This is a genomic window from Mesorhizobium sp. M0909 (assembly GCF_040319515.1).
In the GTDB taxonomy this organism is placed as follows: Bacteria; Pseudomonadota; Alphaproteobacteria; order Rhizobiales; family Rhizobiaceae; genus Mesorhizobium.
The window spans coordinates 69,939-84,452 of record NZ_JAMYOA010000004.1 but is presented as its reverse complement, the minus strand read 5'-3'; the positions used below and the strand labels follow the sequence as shown (position 1 = coordinate 84,452).

Annotated in this window: 16 protein-coding genes; 7 read left to right on the top strand and 9 right to left on the bottom strand. The window is 62.9% G+C overall.

Annotated elements, in window-relative coordinates; translation table 11 throughout:
- The first annotated feature begins 125 nt into the window (after positions 1 to 125).
- Positions 126 to 920, top strand: coding sequence for a lytic murein transglycosylase (locus NKH83_RS07120; protein ID WP_352479692.1), 795 nt, complete (start codon positions 126 to 128; stop codon positions 918 to 920).
- A 92-nt stretch (positions 921 to 1,012) separates the two neighbouring features.
- Here NKH83_RS07120 and NKH83_RS07115 read toward each other — a convergent pair whose 3' ends face one another.
- Together NKH83_RS07115 and NKH83_RS07110 are read right to left on the bottom strand one after the other, a co-directional pair.
- Positions 1,013 to 1,606, bottom strand: coding sequence for a hypothetical protein (locus tag NKH83_RS07115; RefSeq protein WP_352479691.1), 594 nt, complete (start codon positions 1,604 to 1,606; stop codon positions 1,013 to 1,015).
- Positions 1,607 to 1,797: 191 nt separating this feature from the next.
- Entirely contained in the window at positions 1,798 to 3,021 is a 1,224-nt protein-coding gene (locus NKH83_RS07110) for an argininosuccinate synthase (RefSeq protein WP_352802855.1), read from the bottom strand.
- Positions 3,022 to 3,189: 168 nt separating this feature from the next.
- Between NKH83_RS07110 and NKH83_RS07105 the strand changes: the two genes are divergently transcribed.
- Positions 3,190 to 3,831: a LysE family translocator gene (locus NKH83_RS07105; protein WP_352479689.1), complete on the top strand. Its 642-nt coding sequence runs from the start codon at positions 3,190 to 3,192 to the stop codon at positions 3,829 to 3,831.
- Between the two features lie 39 nt (positions 3,832 to 3,870).
- Here the strand turns inward: NKH83_RS07105 and NKH83_RS07100 are convergent, their stop codons facing one another.
- The 3 genes from NKH83_RS07100 to NKH83_RS07090 form a co-directional block, all read right to left on the bottom strand.
- A complete protein-coding gene (locus tag NKH83_RS07100) occupies positions 3,871 to 4,323 on the bottom strand; it encodes a hypothetical protein (protein WP_352479688.1) in 453 nt (150 codons plus the stop codon).
- On the bottom strand, positions 4,320 to 5,552 hold the full coding sequence (gene rlmN / locus NKH83_RS07095; RefSeq protein WP_352479687.1) for a dual-specificity RNA methyltransferase RlmN: 1,233 nt from the start codon (positions 5,550 to 5,552) through the stop codon (positions 4,320 to 4,322). The genes NKH83_RS07100 and rlmN overlap by 4 nt, the downstream gene beginning before the upstream one ends.
- 261 nt (positions 5,553 to 5,813) lie before the next feature.
- A complete protein-coding gene (locus NKH83_RS07090) occupies positions 5,814 to 6,320 on the bottom strand; it encodes an invasion associated locus B family protein (protein ID WP_023721899.1) in 507 nt (168 codons plus the stop codon).
- A 362-nt stretch (positions 6,321 to 6,682) separates the two neighbouring features.
- Here NKH83_RS07090 and NKH83_RS07085 point away from each other — a divergent pair, with 362 nt between their 5' ends.
- Complete coding sequence (locus NKH83_RS07085; RefSeq protein WP_352479686.1) at positions 6,683 to 7,291, top strand: methyltransferase family protein; 609 nt, start codon at positions 6,683 to 6,685, stop codon at positions 7,289 to 7,291.
- 40 nt (positions 7,292 to 7,331) lie between these two features.
- Here the strand turns inward: NKH83_RS07085 and NKH83_RS07080 are convergent, their stop codons facing one another.
- The 4 genes from NKH83_RS07080 to NKH83_RS07065 form a co-directional block, all read right to left on the bottom strand.
- Positions 7,332 to 7,694 (bottom strand): YkvA family protein, encoded by a 363-nt coding sequence (locus NKH83_RS07080; protein ID WP_352479685.1) that lies wholly within the window; start codon positions 7,692 to 7,694, stop codon positions 7,332 to 7,334.
- A 92-nt stretch (positions 7,695 to 7,786) separates the two neighbouring features.
- Positions 7,787 to 8,083, bottom strand: coding sequence for a 4a-hydroxytetrahydrobiopterin dehydratase (locus NKH83_RS07075; RefSeq protein ID WP_352479684.1), 297 nt, complete (start codon positions 8,081 to 8,083; stop codon positions 7,787 to 7,789).
- A 6-nt stretch (positions 8,084 to 8,089) separates the two neighbouring features.
- Entirely contained in the window at positions 8,090 to 8,686 is a 597-nt protein-coding gene (thpR, locus tag NKH83_RS07070; protein WP_352479683.1) for an RNA 2',3'-cyclic phosphodiesterase, read from the bottom strand.
- A gap of 137 nt (positions 8,687 to 8,823) precedes the next feature.
- On the bottom strand, positions 8,824 to 9,468 hold the full coding sequence (locus NKH83_RS07065; protein ID WP_352479682.1) for an arylesterase: 645 nt from the start codon (positions 9,466 to 9,468) through the stop codon (positions 8,824 to 8,826).
- 108 nt (positions 9,469 to 9,576) lie between these two features.
- Here NKH83_RS07065 and NKH83_RS07060 point away from each other — a divergent pair, with 108 nt between their 5' ends.
- The 4 genes from NKH83_RS07060 (at position 9,577) to NKH83_RS07045 (ending at position 14,514) form a co-directional block, all read left to right on the top strand.
- Positions 9,577 to 10,287, top strand: coding sequence for an ABC transporter ATP-binding protein (locus tag NKH83_RS07060; RefSeq protein ID WP_352479681.1), 711 nt, complete (start codon positions 9,577 to 9,579; stop codon positions 10,285 to 10,287).
- On the top strand, positions 10,287 to 12,836 hold the full coding sequence (locus tag NKH83_RS07055; RefSeq protein ID WP_352802848.1) for an ABC transporter permease: 2,550 nt from the start codon (positions 10,287 to 10,289) through the stop codon (positions 12,834 to 12,836). The genes NKH83_RS07060 and NKH83_RS07055 overlap by 1 nt, the downstream gene beginning before the upstream one ends.
- Positions 12,837 to 13,055: 219 nt before the next feature.
- Positions 13,056 to 13,835: a Bax inhibitor-1/YccA family protein gene (locus NKH83_RS07050; protein WP_254817871.1), complete on the top strand. Its 780-nt coding sequence runs from the start codon at positions 13,056 to 13,058 to the stop codon at positions 13,833 to 13,835.
- A gap of 109 nt (positions 13,836 to 13,944) precedes the next feature.
- The gene (locus NKH83_RS07045; protein ID WP_352802845.1) at positions 13,945 to 14,514 is read left to right on the top strand and encodes a GNAT family N-acetyltransferase; all 570 of its coding nucleotides are present in this window, start codon (positions 13,945 to 13,947) and stop codon (positions 14,512 to 14,514) included.

The window sequence follows — 14,514 nt, the reverse complement described above, 5'->3', positions numbered from 1 at the left end:
AGTGTGGTGGATTTGAGGTTCCTGCTGTATTGAGTGCATCGGCGTGGCGCCGGGGCAGTGACAAGCAGGTGTTTCGCAGGCAAGTTCGCAATTGGGAACGTGATTCAGGCAACCAGGAGAGCAGCATGGCATTTCTTGCCAAGAAGATGTTTGTAGTGGCCACGGTGGTGGCGGTGCTTGCGCTGGCGACGGGCGCGCAGGCGGCCAGCTGTGGCAAGAGCGGCGCCGGCTTCGAGGCGTGGAAACCGGAGTTCGCCGCGGAGGCCAAGGCCGACGGCGTCGGCTCGAAGGGTCTGGCCGCTCTGGCTCGCGCAACCTACGCGACAAAGACGATCTCCGTCGACCGCGCCATCCATAAGGCTTTCAGCGGCTCGGTGGAAGCTTTCATGAAGCGCCGTGGCGCGTCCGCGATCATTGCCAGGGGCCGTGCGCTGAAGAAGGCCAATGCTGCGCTGTTCGACAAGATCGAACAGAATTACGGCGTGTCGCCGGGCGTGTTGCTCGCCATCTGGGGCATGGAGACCGGCTTCGGTTCCGCCATGGGCAACCAGAATACGGTCTCCGCCATTTTAACGCTTGCTTATGACTGCCGCCGTCCGGAGTTCTTCTACCCGCATGCCATTGCGGCCCTGAAGCTGGTTGATCGCGGAGCGTTGAGCGCCTCGTCGGTCGGTGCCGCGCATGGCGAGATTGGTCACACGCAGTTCCTGCCCGGAAATGTTTTGACATATGGCGTAGGTAACAAAAACCTGCGCGACAAGGCCACTGCGTTGGCTTCTACCGCCAACTTCCTCAAGAGTCATGGTTGGCGACCGGGCGCCAGCGCGCAGGCGAATATCGGTGCAATTGCCGGCTGGAATTCCGCGAGCGTCTACCAACAGGCCATCGCCCATATCGCCGACGCGATCGACGGCGGCTGACTAGAAATGTCCGTTCGACAAAAAGCCCGGCCGTGTGCCGGGCTTTTTTGTCGGTGCGTGTGGCATGCCAAGAGCGGCGAGCGCCTGGGCTCTCAATTGTTCACGTAACCGCCGCCCAATGGGCATTTCTTGGAAGCGGGAACCTCGAAGGAGCCTGAGTAAACATTTGAGCAGGTACGGAACTTGGAGTTCGGTGGCGTTGAAGGAGCCGCCTTTGGCCTGCCCTCGATCACCGTCGGGACTCCGGCAGCTTGCGAGTAGCTGCCGCCCAAGGGGCATTTCTCGGAAGCGGCAACCTCGAAGGAGCCGGTGATAACATTTGAGCAGGTACGGAATTTGGGGTTCCGCGGCGCCGGGGTGGCCCTAGCAGCCGCCTTTGACTTGCCCTTGATGACCAGCCAGATTTCGGTCGATTGGTCGAGCTGTAGGCTGTTTATGTCGGAGTAGCTGATGCGTCCGGTGCGCACCCCTTCGGCAAGGCGCTGGCAGAACAGGGCCGGCATGCGCTCCTGCGAGACGCCCATGAAGGAGGCGATATCGTGCTTGAGCGTGATGCCCCATGCGTGGACAGCGGTGACACATCCGCCCAAGTTCGCGCCCGGGTTGCGTTTCGCGCTTGCCTCTGACAACTGGCACACCGTCAAGGCGGTGACCGTTGCAAGCAGAATAAAAACACCATTTTTCATTGTCAAAAGCCCCCATACAGCAAGCGGGAACTTAGATGAAGTCGCCAAAAGGTCAAACAGAACTCTTTTGAGGTGGTTTAATTTCTGTTATATTAGAAGTAACAAATAAAACCCGGCGTCTCCGCCGGGTTTCTCGAACCGTTTCAGCTTTCACGGGATCGGTGGAGCGGCCCCAGGGTGCTGTTCAGATGTCAGCTTTTTCGACTACGCGCCGCCAGCGTGCGCAGCCTGAGCGCGTTGAGGCGGATGAAACCTTCGGCATCCTTCTGATCATAGGCGCCGCGGTCGTCCTCGAAGGTGACCAGCGCATCGGAATAGAGCGTCTTCCTCGACTTGCGGCCGGTGACAATCACGTTGCCCTTGTAGAGCTTCAACCGCACGGTGCCTTCAACGTCTTCCTGGCTCTTGTCGATCATCGCCTGCAGCATCAGCCGCTCGGGCGCGAACCAGAAGCCGTTATAGATCAGCTCGGCATAGCGCGGCATGAACTCGTCCTTGAGATGGGCGGCTCCGCGGTCGAGCGTGATCGATTCGATCGCCCGGTGGGCCGATATCAGGATGGTGCCGCCGGGGGTCTCGTAGACGCCGCGCGATTTCATGCCGACGAAACGGTTCTCGACCAGATCTAGCCTGCCAATGCCGTTGTCGCGGCCGAGATCATTGAGCGCCGCCAGCATCGTCGCCGGCGACAGTTTCTTGCCGTCGAGCGCGATCGGATCGCCCTTGAGGAATTCGATCTCGATCTCGGTGACCTCATCCGGCGCATCCATCGGCGATATGGTGCGCTGGTGGACGAATTCCGGCGGCTCGCTCCACGGGTCCTCTAGCACCTTGCCCTCGGAGGAGGAGTGCAGAAGGTTGGCGTCGACCGAGAACGGCGCATCGCCCTTCTTGTCCTTCGGCACCGGGATCTGGTGCTGCTCAGCGAAGTTGATCAGGTCGGTGCGCGACTTGAACGACCAGTCGCGCCAGGGTGCGATGACCTTGATGTCGGGGTTCAGCGCATAAGCGGAAAGCTCGAAACGCACCTGATCGTTACCCTTGCCGGTGGCCCCATGCGCGATCGCGTCGGCGCCGGTCTCCCTGGCGATCTCGACAAGATGTTTCGAGATCAGCGGCCGGGCGATCGAGGTGCCGAGCAGATAGCTGCCTTCATAGACGGCGTTGGCGCGGAACATCGGGAAAACGAAATCGGATACGAACTCCTCGCGGACATCTACGATGCGGATGTCCTTGATGCCCATCATCTCGGCCTTGCGCCTAGCCGGCTCCAGTTCGCCACCCTGGCCGAGATCGGCGGTGAAGGTGACGACCTCGGCGCCGAGCTCGGTCTGCAGCCATTTCAGGATGATCGAGGTATCGAGGCCGCCGGAATAGGCGAGCACGACTTTCTTGACGGGTTTTGCTTTCGACATGGTGGGCAGTTCCGCGACAGGGGTTCTTCGCGGGCGAGGTATCACGGCGTTTTAGGCCAGCGCAAGGGACGAACGATGCCTGGACCAGATGCTGTATCGCTCAGAGGCTGGCGAGCACACGGGTCCTGCGCTATGGCTGCGCCGTCTTTTGCCGCTACGAGACGAGCCATGTCCTTCATCCCCGACAGTACGACGCTTATCCAGTTTTCCATCGCCACCTTCATCCTGGCGATCACACCCGGGCCTGACATGACGCTGTTCGTCTCGCGCACGCTGAGCCAGGGCCGTGCCACCGGCTTTGCCTCGATGGCCGGCGCCTTGTGCGGCACACTAATTCACACCACGCTGGTGGTGGTCGGCGTCTCGGCGCTGATCGTCGCCTCGCCGATGGCGTTCTTCGTGCTGAAGATTTTCGGCGCCGGCTATCTGGTCTTCCTGGCATGGCAGGCGATCACAAAAGGGTCGGCGTTTTCACCGGAGAAGAAGAGCGGGCCGCAGATCTCGCTGTTCCGCAGCTGGGCCGCGGGGCTCGGGGTCAATCTGCTCAACCCGAAGATCATCCTGTTCTTCATGACCTTCCTGCCGCAATTCGTCTCCGCGCATGATCCCAACGCGCCGGGAAAGCTGTTCTTCCTCGGCGCGATGTTCGTCGTGCTGGCGATCCCGGTGACGGCGCCGATGGTGCTGGCGGCGGAAAAATTCTCGGCCGCGATGAAATCCAGCCCGCGTGTGACCCGCGTCGTCGACTATCTGTTTGCCGGAGTTTTTTCGGCCTTCGCGCTCAAGATCCTGACCGCCCAGGCGAAATAGGTACTTTGCGCATGATCCTTTCCGAACCTTTGGTTCGGGTCATGCGCTGATCTGGCGCCAGCTTCCGGCCGAGCGCCCGGCGCTCAGCCAGTAGAAAATACCGCCGACCATACCGCAGCCGATCACCGCCAGCATGACGCTGGTGTTGGTAACCTCGAAATTGGCATCGGCCGTCTGGTGGACGAAGCCGAGGAAGACCGCCGCCACCGCCGCGCCCGCCAGTGCATAGAACAGCCAGTCCCGCCGGCCAAGGATCTCGGAAATCAGGATGGCGATCGCCGCCGGCATGAAAGCGAAATAGGCGACGAACAGCCCGACGAAGGGGACTGAAAACCACAGCGAAGCCTGCGCCGCCGGTTGCGTCTCGTCCGTCATCAGCCCAAGAGACGCCAGGAACATGATGTTAAGGAAGGCGCTTGCCGCCAGCGAAGCAACGCCATAGCCGACAAGGATGACGGCGAAGCGGATCAGATAGGCGACGACGCGATTCACACCTCGCCATGCCCCGCGATCATCATCGCTTCCAGCGCCAGCCGGTCGACCTTGCGCATACGCTCGGAGTCCGACTTGAGCTGACCGCAGGCGGCGAGGATATCGCGGCCGCGCGGCGTGCGGATCGGCGAAGCATAGCCGGCATTGTTGATGTAGTCGGCGAATTTCTCGATCGTCTCCCAGTCCGAGCACTGGTAGTTGGTGCCCGGCCACGGATTGAACGGAATCAGATTGATCTTGGCTGGGATGCCCTTGAGCAACTTGACCAGCGCCTTGGCGTCCTCGATCGAATCGTTGACGTCCTTCAGCATCACATATTCGAAGGTGATCCGCTTGGCGTTGGAAAGGCCGGGATAGGCCCGGCAGGCAGCGATCAGCTCGTTGAGCGGATACTTCTTGTTGATCGGCACCAAAAGGTCGCGCAGATCGTCATTGGTGGCGTGCAGCGAGATCGCCAGCATCACACCGATCTCCTCGCCGGTGCGGAAGATCTCGGGCACGACACCCGATGTCGAGAGCGTGATGCGCCTCTTCGACAGGGAAAGCCCATCGCCGTCGGATGCGATCAGCAGCGCCTTCTTCACCGCCTCGAAATTATAGAGCGGCTCGCCCATGCCCATCATGACGATGTTGGACACTTTCCGGCCCTCGGCCGGCACGATGGCGCCGTCGGGTGTGTCGCGGTCGGGGAAATCGCCGAGCCGGTCGCGGGCGGTCAAAAGCTGGGCGAGGATTTCCTCGGCGGTCAGGTTGCGCACCAGCTTCTGCGTGCCGGTGTGGCAGAAGGAGCAGGTCAGGGTGCAGCCGACCTGCGACGAGATGCAGAGCGTGCCGCGGCCTTCTTCGGGAATGTAGACGGTCTCGATCTCGACCGGCCGGCCGGCGCCGCGCGGCGGAAAGCGGAACAGCCATTTGCGCGTGCCGTCGGAGGAAATCTGCTCCTCGACGATCTCGGGCCTGGCAACGGTGAAATGCCTGTCGAGCGCGGCGCGCAGATCCTTGGAGATGTTGAACATGCCGGCAAAGTCGGAAACGCCGCGCACATAGATCCAATGCCAGAGCTGTTGGGCGCGCATTTTCGCCTGGCGCTCCGGCACGATGCCGGCGGCGACGAGGGCGGCCCCGAGTTCGGCGCGCGTCAGGCCGATCAGCGACGGCTTTTCAGGCGTCGTGCGGGTGCGCAACGCGTCACGCGCGCCCTCAGTGGTAAGATCGAATGAAAGGGTCATTGTTGCGCCAATATAAGCGATTTGCGGCCGAATACAGCATCGTGCCCGAAATGAAGCGCGGCGCATAGCACAGGTTCGCGGCGGAGTCATGCAGGTGGTCTTTCCTTTCTCCCCTGGGAGAAGGTGGCCCGAGCGTAGCTCGGTCGGGGGTGTTCAGCTTGGCGCCGACCGCGTTCCGTCCAACACCCCTCTTCCGTCTCGGCGCTGCGCGCCGATCCACCTTCTCCCACAAGGAGGGAAGGGAAGACCGCGCCTAACCGCCTACTTGCACTTGGCGATCGAGGCCAGCGCCGCCGAGATGCCCTTCAGCGAGAAGACGTAAGTGGTGGTGTTGCCGCGGCCGGACTTGGCCGACACCTTCATGTCGGTGCCGGTCTTCATCGCGGCGATCAGCACCGGCTCCTCGGCGGCGTTCTCGACCCAGGCCGACTTGCCGCGCGTGAACATCGAGAAAGACTTCTTGTCGATGGTGACGGTGGCCTTGGAACCCTCCTGGAAGGTATAGCCGGCAATGAATTGCGGCTCGTAGGACACCTGCTGCCCCGGCCGCTGGCTGACGAAGAAGAACATGTCGCCGTGATCGAGCGTCGGCGGCTGCTTGTCGGTTGGCACGGTCAGGACATAGCAGACCTTGCCGCCGCCCGACGCCTGATAGCTGTAGGTGCCCCAGGCATTATGCTGGCCGATCTTGGTGGCCGACTGCGCCAGCGCGGGCGCCGTCAGGGCCACCAGGGCCAGGCTGGAAACTATAGCAATCAATCCGCGCATCGCTTTTCCCGTATTCCACTGGTGCGGCGGCAGGCCGGCTCGGCGTCCTGCCCGTCGCTTCATTTTGATTTAATCTGGGTTACCAAACGGTGAATTTCCCCTGAGAAAAGGATGTTCACGCCAGGAAACCGCCGCCGTCTTCGCGCTGCCGCTCGAAAAAGCGGCTGGCGCACTGTCCCTTCCGCGACTTGGAGGCCACGAAAACGGCAAGAGTTTGACTTTTCAAGCAGCTAGGTTTCGCGGCGATTCCCGCTTTTCTTGAGGTACGTGACGAATTTCCCTGCAGGCGGTACCATGTCTGCGTTCGTCGCCACGGCACTCGGCCAGGGTGCCCTCCTTGGCGGCTTACGGGAGATTTGGCCATGGCCATTTCCGAGACAGTCCTGATCCTCGCGGGCGGCACAGTCGTCCTGGCGATCGTGTTCGGCATTCGTGTCGCCGTCCGCGCGGCGGCTAGCGGCGCGGTTCCCCGGTCGGATGGCGGAGAGGCGGCGGGCGGATCGGGCGCGTCCGACGTGCCCGGGGTCATTGCGCTACCGCCTTTGATTTTCCTCGGCTTCCTGGCGGCGGCAACCGTGCTCGAGGTGCTCGCGCCGCTCCCTGTCATGGCCGGGCAGGCGCTCGCCCGCTATCTGGCCGGCGCCGTGCTCGCGGTGTGCGGCTTCGTGTTCCTCTTTATGGCGGCGGGCCGCTTTCAGGCCGCTGGAACCAACATACCACCGACCTTGCCAACGACGGCGCTGGTCGTCGACGGTATCTATCGGCGGACCAGAAACCCGTTATATCTGGGAGCGACCCTCATCTATCTGGGCCTCGGCGTCGCCGCCGGAAGTCTTTGGGCTATCGCGCTCGTCATCCCCCTGCTGTGGGTGATCAATACCGGCGTCATCGCGCCGGAAGAGCGCTATCTCGAGCGGAAGTTCGGAGATGCCTATCGCGCCTACAAGGCGCGGGTGCGGCGGTGGGTTTGACGGCCGGAAAGTCTCGCGCGATTTTTTGCGCCGTGCCGGCTCAGCTCTTGTCGGCGATGGCCTGTTTGGCGGCGAGCCGGTGCGCGGGCGTGATGTGGGCGCTGACGGTTGTGATCGCGGCGGTCAGCACGGCGATGTCGTCGGTGAAGCCAAGCCCAACGATAAAATCGGGGATGACGTCCGTCGGCAGTACGAAATAGCCGAGCGCAGCCAGCAATGTGCCCTTGGCGCGAAGCGGCGTTTTCTTGTCCATGGCGCAGTAATAGGCGGCGACCACCTCTTCCATAAACGGGATATGCCGGGCGGCTTTCTTCGCCGTACGCCAGAACTTGTCGCGCACTTCACTCTCGTTGCCCGGCTTGCTGCCGGGGCCGAAGAAATCAAAACCGGATTTTTGCGCCATCAATCTCTCCGTGCGGCCGTCGCGTGACTTCACGCATGACCGCGAGGCAAAATGTGGTGAAAGCCGAACCTCGCTGCAAGGTGCAGATAGGCTCAGCCGCCGAAATAGCGGTTCATCTTTCTGGCCAGATCGAAATCCAGCGCCGTCAGGCCGCCGGCGTCGTGCGTGTTGAGGGTCACGTTTACCGTCTTGTAGACGTTCGACCAGTCGGGATGGTGGTCCATCTTCTCCGCCGCCAGGGCGACGCGGGTCATGAAGGCAAAGGCTTCGGAGAAATTCTTGAAGGTGAAGGTGCGGGTGATCGAGCCGCCATCCTTGGCCAGCGACCAGCCTTCGAGGCCGGCAAGTTCGGCGCGGATCGCCTCTTTTGCTAGTTTCTCCCTGGTCATATCCGCCTACCGCATGATCCGCGAAGCGTCGGCGGCGCCGACCAAACGGCTGGCGATGCGGTTGTCGGCACCTGAAAGCGGCCAGGCCTCCTCGACGACGTAAGGCCCGCCACCGACCGAATCGCGCGACGACATCAGCACGAAGCGGCCGACCCGGAACGGCAGCGTCGAAAAATTGCCGCGTGCCGACAGGTACTGGGCGACATCGAGCGGGCTCGAATTGCGCAGGCGGGCCAGCGTCACATGCGGCATGAACTTGCGCGGGTCGGCCGGGATGCCGAGCCGCTGGCAGATGCGCACGATCTCGGCCTGCAACGCGGAAAGATCGGGCGAAGCGGCGACCCCGGCCCACACCGCATGCGGCTTCTTCTGGCCGAAGGCGCCGACGCCGGACAGCGTCAGCGGGAAGGAGGAGCGGTGAACACGGTCGAGCGCGTTGGCGATTTCGTCGGCGACATGGCCCTCGACATCGCCGATGAAGCGCAGCGTCAGATGGTAGTTCTCGACGTCGATCCAGCGGGCTCCGGGCAGGCCGCCCCTGAGCAGGGACAGCGAAAGAGCGGCATCACGCGGTATTTCGAGGGCGGTAAAAAGACGCGGCATGGGAAGCCTCCTGTCCTCGAATCGAACTCTTGCACCTAGCGAATCATCGATATTCGAACGGGGCAAGCGGTTTGTTGGTCGCAGGGCTGCCTAAAAGCTTCCCCTACGGAATGTAGTGCGGCGGCGAACCCTCGCCTTCAGGAATTACCCCGCACCGTTGCAATGGCCTTCTCCACACCGGGCAGGATACCCTCGACGATGCGGTCGACGCCTCCGGCGTTCGGATGAAGGCCGTCCTCGAGCTGCAGGACGGATTGACCAGCGATGCCCTCGAGAATGAAAGGATAGAGCGGCACGCCGTATTTTTCAGCCAGTCGCGGAAAGATTGCGTCGAACGCCTTCTGGTAGTCGGCGCCGAGATTGGGCGCCGCGCGCATTCCGGCAAGCAAAACGGCGATCTTGCGCTGCTTCAGTTTTGCCAGCATGGCGTCCAGGTTTTTTTCCGCTATGGCGGGCGAAACGCCGCGCAGCATGTCGTTGGCGCCGAGCTCCAGGATGACGAGTTGCGTTCCGTCCGGCACCGACCAGTCGAGCCGTGACAGGCCGCCGCTCGTCGTATCGCCGGAGACGCCAGCATTGGCGACCGTGACATCGTAGCCCTTGGCGCGAAGCGCCGCCTGCAGCTTTTCGGTGAAGCCCTGACCTGGCCCGAGGCCATAACCCGCCATCAAGCTGTCGCCTAAACCGACAATGGTGAAGGGTTCGGTGCTCGCCGACGAAATGGCGCCGCAAACGGCGAGGAAAAGGGCGAAGGCTGCGGCAAAGGTGTGTTTGAAAGCCATGCGGCAGGCCCCATATGAACCAGGAACATCTGTTGGCGAAGGCGGGTTTTCATCTTTGTCGAGCATCGGATGCTCTAGCCTTCATCCTCCATATAGGACGATTTGATTTTGGAAGAAGCCGTCATTTCGCTGAAAGACGTATCGCTGACGCTCGGTGAAGGTGGCTCCTCGGTCCATGTGCTGAAGGGCGTCAGCCTCAATGTGGCGGGCGGCGAGGCGACAGGCATCGTTGGACCCTCCGGTTCGGGAAAGTCGACACTGCTGATGGTTTTGGCTGGGCTTGAAAGGGTCGATTCGGGCACGGTTCGAATTGCCGGCGAGCTGCTCAACGGCAAAAGCGAAGACCAGATCGCATCGTTTCGGGGGCGAAACATCGGCATCGTATTCCAGTCTTTCCATCTCATCCCCAATATGACGGCGCTGGAAAACGTTGCCGTCCCGCTGGAGCTTGCCGGCCATGCCGATCCGTTCGGCGTGGCGGCGCGCGAGCTGGCGGCGGTCGGTCTCAGCGATCGCGTCACCCATTACCCCGGCGAATTGTCTGGCGGCGAGCAACAGCGCGTGGCTATCGCCCGGGCGCTGGCGCCGTCGCCGCGCATCTTGATCGCCGACGAGCCGACCGGCAATCTCGACCAGGCGACGGGGCGGCACGTCGCCGACCTGCTGTTTGCCAAGGCCGCCGAGCGCGGCATGACGCTGGTGCTGGTCACACATGACCCGGTACTCGCCGCGCGCTGCTCGCGCCAGGTGTCGATGCGGTCGGGGCTGATCGAGGACGCGCCTGAGCCGGCCACCAGGGCCGGCAAGGTGACCGCCTGATGCCGCTGTCGCAAACACTGAGGCTCGCCTTTCGGTTTTCGCTGCGCGAAATGCGTGGCGGGCTGTCCGGCTTCCTGATCTTCCTTGCCTGCATCGCGCTCGGCGTCGCGGCAATCGGCGGCGTCAATTCGGTCGCGCAAGCGATTTCCGCCGGTGTTGCCGACCAGGGCCAGACGCTGCTCGGCGGCGATCTCCGCTTCCAGCTCAACCAGCGCGATCTTACCAGAGCCGAACGCAGCTTCCTCGACCGGCTTGGCACGGTTTCGCACAGTGCCAACATGCGCTCGATGGCCAGGCTCGAGGACGGCTCCGACCAGGCGCTGGTCGAGGCCAAGGCGGTCGACGGCGCCTATCCGCTCTATGGCGCGCTGGAGACCGAGCCGGTGCTGTCGCGAGAGGATCTGTTCGGCGAAAAATCCGGCGTCTTCGGCGCCGCCGCGCCGGACCTTTTGTTCGAGCGGCTGAACCTTGGCATCGGCGACCGGCTGAAGCTCGGCAGCGCGACATTCGAGCTGCGTGCAAGGCTGGTCAACGAGCCGGATGCGGTGTCGGATGGCTTCGGCTTTGCGCCGCGGCTGATGGTGTCGACCGACGGGCTTGCCGCTTCCGGCCTGATCCAGCCGGGCAGCCTGGTCGAGAACGCCTATAAGGTCCGGCTGCCCGGCGGCACCGGCGACGCACAGATCAAGGCTATCCGGGAGCAGGCGGCAAAAGAGTTCCCGCAGGCCGGCTGGTCGATCCGCACGCGCAGCAACGCGGCGCCGGCGTTGTCCTCGAACATCGAGCGGTTCTCGCAATTCCTGACGCTGGTTGGGCTGACGGCGCTGGTGGTCGGCGGCGTCGGCGTGGCCAATGCCGTGCGTGCCTATCTCGACGGCAAGCGCGGCGTCATCGCCACCTTCAAGAGCCTAGGGGCTTCGGGCGGGTTCGTCTTTGCCGTCTATCTGGTCCAGATCCTGATGATCGCCGCCCTCGGCATCACGCTGGGCCTGGTGCTCGGCGCATTGATGCCATTCGCGGCCAGCGCCGCACTCCAATCGGTTATTCCTGTGCCGGCGGAAGGTGGGTTCTATCCCGGCGCCCTCGGCATGGCAGCGCTGTTCGGGCTGCTGGTGACGCTGGCTTTCGCCTTGCTTCCGCTCGGCCGCGCCCGCGACGTGCCGGCAACGGCGCTGTTTCGCGAAATGGGTTTCGAGGGCCGCGGTTTTCCCCACCCGCTCTACATCGCCGCGGCATTGGGCATCGCCCTGCTCCTGGCGGTACTGGTGATCCTGTTTTCCGGCGACCGCCGTATTGCCTCGATCTTCATTGGGGCCACGGTGGTGTCGTTCCTGGTGCTGCGTGTCGTCGGCTCGCTGGTGCAGTGGGCGGCAAAGAAAAGCCCGCGCGTGCGTTCGACCGCGCTCAGGCTCGCCATCGGCAACATCCATCGGCCAGGCGCCTTGACGCCATCGGTGGTTCTGTCGCTTGGCCTCGGGCTGACGCTGCTGGTGACGCTGGCGCTGATCGACGGCAATCTCAGGCGGCAGATCTCGGGCAGCCTGCCGGAACGGGCACCGAACTTCTTCTTCGTCGATATCCAGAGCGGCGACGTCGATGCTTTCTCTGCGCTGGTCGCCAAAGAGGCGCCGCAGGGCAGGCTGATCAAGGTGCCGATGCTGCGCGGCCGGGTGATGGCGCTCAACGGCGTCGCTGTCGACAAGGTCAAGGTTCCGGCCGAGGGCGCCTGGGTGCTGCGCGGCGATCGCGGCCTGACCTATGACGCAAAGATGCCGGAGAATGCGACGCTGACCGAGGGCAGCTGGTGGCCGGAGAACTATGCCGGCGAGCCGCTGGTCTCGTTTTCCGCCAAGGAAGGCAACGAGATCGGGCTGAAGCTCGGCGACACCGTCACCGTCAACGTGCTCGGCCGCAACATCACGGCCAAGATCGCCAATTTCCGCCAGGTCGAATGGGAAACAATGGGCATCAATTTCGTCATGGTGTTCTCGCCCAACACATTCGCCGGGGCGCCACACGGCTGGTTGGCGACGCTTACCGAGACGAATGCGTCGGCAGCCGACGACGCTCATCTTCTCAATGCCGTCACGCGTGCCTTTCCCGCGGTCACGACGGTCAGGGTCAAGGACGCGCTCGAAATCGTCAACCGGCTGGTGGCGCAGCTCGGCACAGCAATCAGGGCGGCAGCGGGCGTGGCGTTGATCGCCTCGGTGCTGGTGCTGGCCGGCGCGCTCGCCGCCGGCAACCGGGCTCGCATCCACGACGCGGTGGTGCTGAAGACCCTGGGTGCGACCAGGAAAACGCTGATCGCCGCGTTTTCGCTGGAATACATGCTGATCGGCCTTGCCACCGCGATCTTCGCGCTGGCGGCGGGCGGTGTGGCGGCATGGTTCGTCGTCGCGCGCATCATGACGCTGCCATCGCACTTCATGCCCGAGGTGGCGGTGGCGACCATCGGCTTTTCACTGGTGGTCACGGTCGGCATCGGCCTTGCCGGCACGTGGCGGGTGCTGGGCCACAAGGCGGCGCCGGTGCTGCGGAATCTTTGAGCCAGAGCCGGTTTTGATTAAATCTCGTTAATGTTCCGGGCGGGAAGGCCAATAAAACCGGATCTCCCGCACTTCACGGCGCATTACGTTTGGTTACGGTCTTGTCCTTTACACCAAGAACCATCATATTTCGGCGCAGGCATGCTGGAGCCCCGCCAGCGGCGCCTGGGTTCAAATGGACCTGACACCGGACGGGGCAGAAGCAATATGAGGATTTCCATGGCTGATCCCGTTCGCAATTATCAGACGCGCGCCGTGCCCGGCGCCGGCGTCGATGCTGCCATCGACCAGGGCCTGCGGGCCTACATGATCAAGGTCTACAATCTGATGGGGCTTGGCCTCCTCATCACCGGCCTTGCCGCGGTCGGCACAATCATGCTGGCCACGACCAGCGATCCCGCCTCGGCGGTCGCGACGTTGCCAAGCGGCGAGATGCTGACCTCGTTCGGCTACGCGATCTTCGGCTCGCCGCTGAAATGGCTGGTGATCTTTGCCCCGCTGGCAGCGGTGATGTTCCTGTCGTTCCGCGTCCAGTCGATGAGCGTTTCGGCCGCGCAGACGACGTTCTGGGTCTACGCCGGCCTCGTCGGCCTGTCGCTGTCGTCGATCTTCCTGGTCTACACCACCGCCAGTATCTCGCAGACCTTCTTCGCCACCGCCGCCGCCTTTGGCGGGCTGTCGCTCTACGGCTACACGACCAAGCGCGATCTCTCGGCATTCGGGTCGTTCCTGGTCATGGGCCTGGTCGGCCTGATCATCGCGATGGTGATCAACATCTTCCTGCAGTCGTCGGCGCTTTCCTTCGCCGTTTCGGCGATCGGCGTGCTGATCTTCGCAGGCCTCACCGCCTACGACACGCAGAACATCAAGGAGATGTATTTCGAGGGTGACGAGACTGATGTCGCCGGCCGCAAGGCGATCATGGGCGCACTGAGGCTCTATCTCGATTTCATCAACCTGTTCATGTTCCTGCTGCAGTTCATGGGCGACCGTCGCTAGTACGGTTTTCCTGGACCAGCGAGTTTGGAAAGGGCGGCCCAATGGCCGCCCTTTTCTTTTGTGCCGGCTTTTGCTGTGATATAGGGCAGATGAACGACGTGCCTAAATTATGAGCAGCATCACCTTGCGGGCCGCGACGTCGGCCGATCTCGACCGGATGACGGAAATCTATGCCGACGCGGTGACGAATGGCACTGCCAGCTACGAACTCGAGCCACCAAGCCGCACCGAGATGGGCGCGCGCTTCGACAACCTGATGGCGGGCGGCTTTCCCTATCTCGTTGCGGAAAAGGCCGGCAGCGTGCTCGGCTATGCCTATGCCGGGGCGTTCCGGCCGCGCCCGGCCTACCGCTTCGTCGTTGAGGATTCCGTCTATGTCGCGCCCAAGGCCAAAGGGCAAGGCGTAGGGCTGCTCTTGATGCAAGGGCTGATCGAAGCGGCCAAGGCGGCAGGTTTTCGCCAGATCATCGCGGTGATCGGCGACGGCCGGCCCGATAGCGCCTCGGTGCGGTTGCACGAGAAGCTCGGCTTTCGTCATTCCGGCCGCCTGGAAGGCTCAGGGTATAAGCACGGACGCTGGCTCGACACGGTGTTCATGCAGTTGCCGATCAATGGCGGGGCGTCGATCCCGCCTGATCCGCAGTCGCTGCCCGAGCAGAAGTTCCGCGAACAAAAATAA

Excerpts from the sequence above, each read along its gene's own strand:
- NKH83_RS07120 (WP_352479692.1), top strand. The coding sequence starts at position 126 with ATGGCATTTCTTGCCAAGAAGATGTTTGTAGTGGCCACGGTGGTGGCG.
- NKH83_RS07115 (WP_352479691.1), bottom strand. The coding sequence starts at position 1,606 with ATGAAAAATGGTGTTTTTATTCTGCTTGCAACGGTCACCGCCTTGACG.
- NKH83_RS07110 (WP_352802855.1), bottom strand. The coding sequence starts at position 3,021 with ATGTCGAAAGCAAAACCCGTCAAGAAAGTCGTGCTCGCCTATTCCGGC.
- NKH83_RS07105 (WP_352479689.1), top strand. The coding sequence starts at position 3,190 with ATGTCCTTCATCCCCGACAGTACGACGCTTATCCAGTTTTCCATCGCC.
- rlmN (WP_352479687.1), bottom strand. The coding sequence starts at position 5,552 with ATGACCCTTTCATTCGATCTTACCACTGAGGGCGCGCGTGACGCGTTG.
- NKH83_RS07090 (WP_023721899.1), bottom strand. The coding sequence starts at position 6,320 with ATGCGCGGATTGATTGCTATAGTTTCCAGCCTGGCCCTGGTGGCCCTG.
- NKH83_RS07085 (WP_352479686.1), top strand. The coding sequence starts at position 6,683 with ATGGCCATTTCCGAGACAGTCCTGATCCTCGCGGGCGGCACAGTCGTC.
- NKH83_RS07080 (WP_352479685.1), bottom strand. The coding sequence starts at position 7,694 with ATGGCGCAAAAATCCGGTTTTGATTTCTTCGGCCCCGGCAGCAAGCCG.
- NKH83_RS07075 (WP_352479684.1), bottom strand. The coding sequence starts at position 8,083 with ATGACCAGGGAGAAACTAGCAAAAGAGGCGATCCGCGCCGAACTTGCC.
- thpR (WP_352479683.1), bottom strand. The coding sequence starts at position 8,686 with ATGCCGCGTCTTTTTACCGCCCTCGAAATACCGCGTGATGCCGCTCTT.
- NKH83_RS07065 (WP_352479682.1), bottom strand. The coding sequence starts at position 9,468 with ATGGCTTTCAAACACACCTTTGCCGCAGCCTTCGCCCTTTTCCTCGCC.
- NKH83_RS07055 (WP_352802848.1), top strand. The coding sequence starts at position 10,287 with ATGCCGCTGTCGCAAACACTGAGGCTCGCCTTTCGGTTTTCGCTGCGC.
- NKH83_RS07050 (WP_254817871.1), top strand. The coding sequence starts at position 13,056 with ATGGCTGATCCCGTTCGCAATTATCAGACGCGCGCCGTGCCCGGCGCC.
- NKH83_RS07045 (WP_352802845.1), top strand. The coding sequence starts at position 13,945 with ATGAGCAGCATCACCTTGCGGGCCGCGACGTCGGCCGATCTCGACCGG.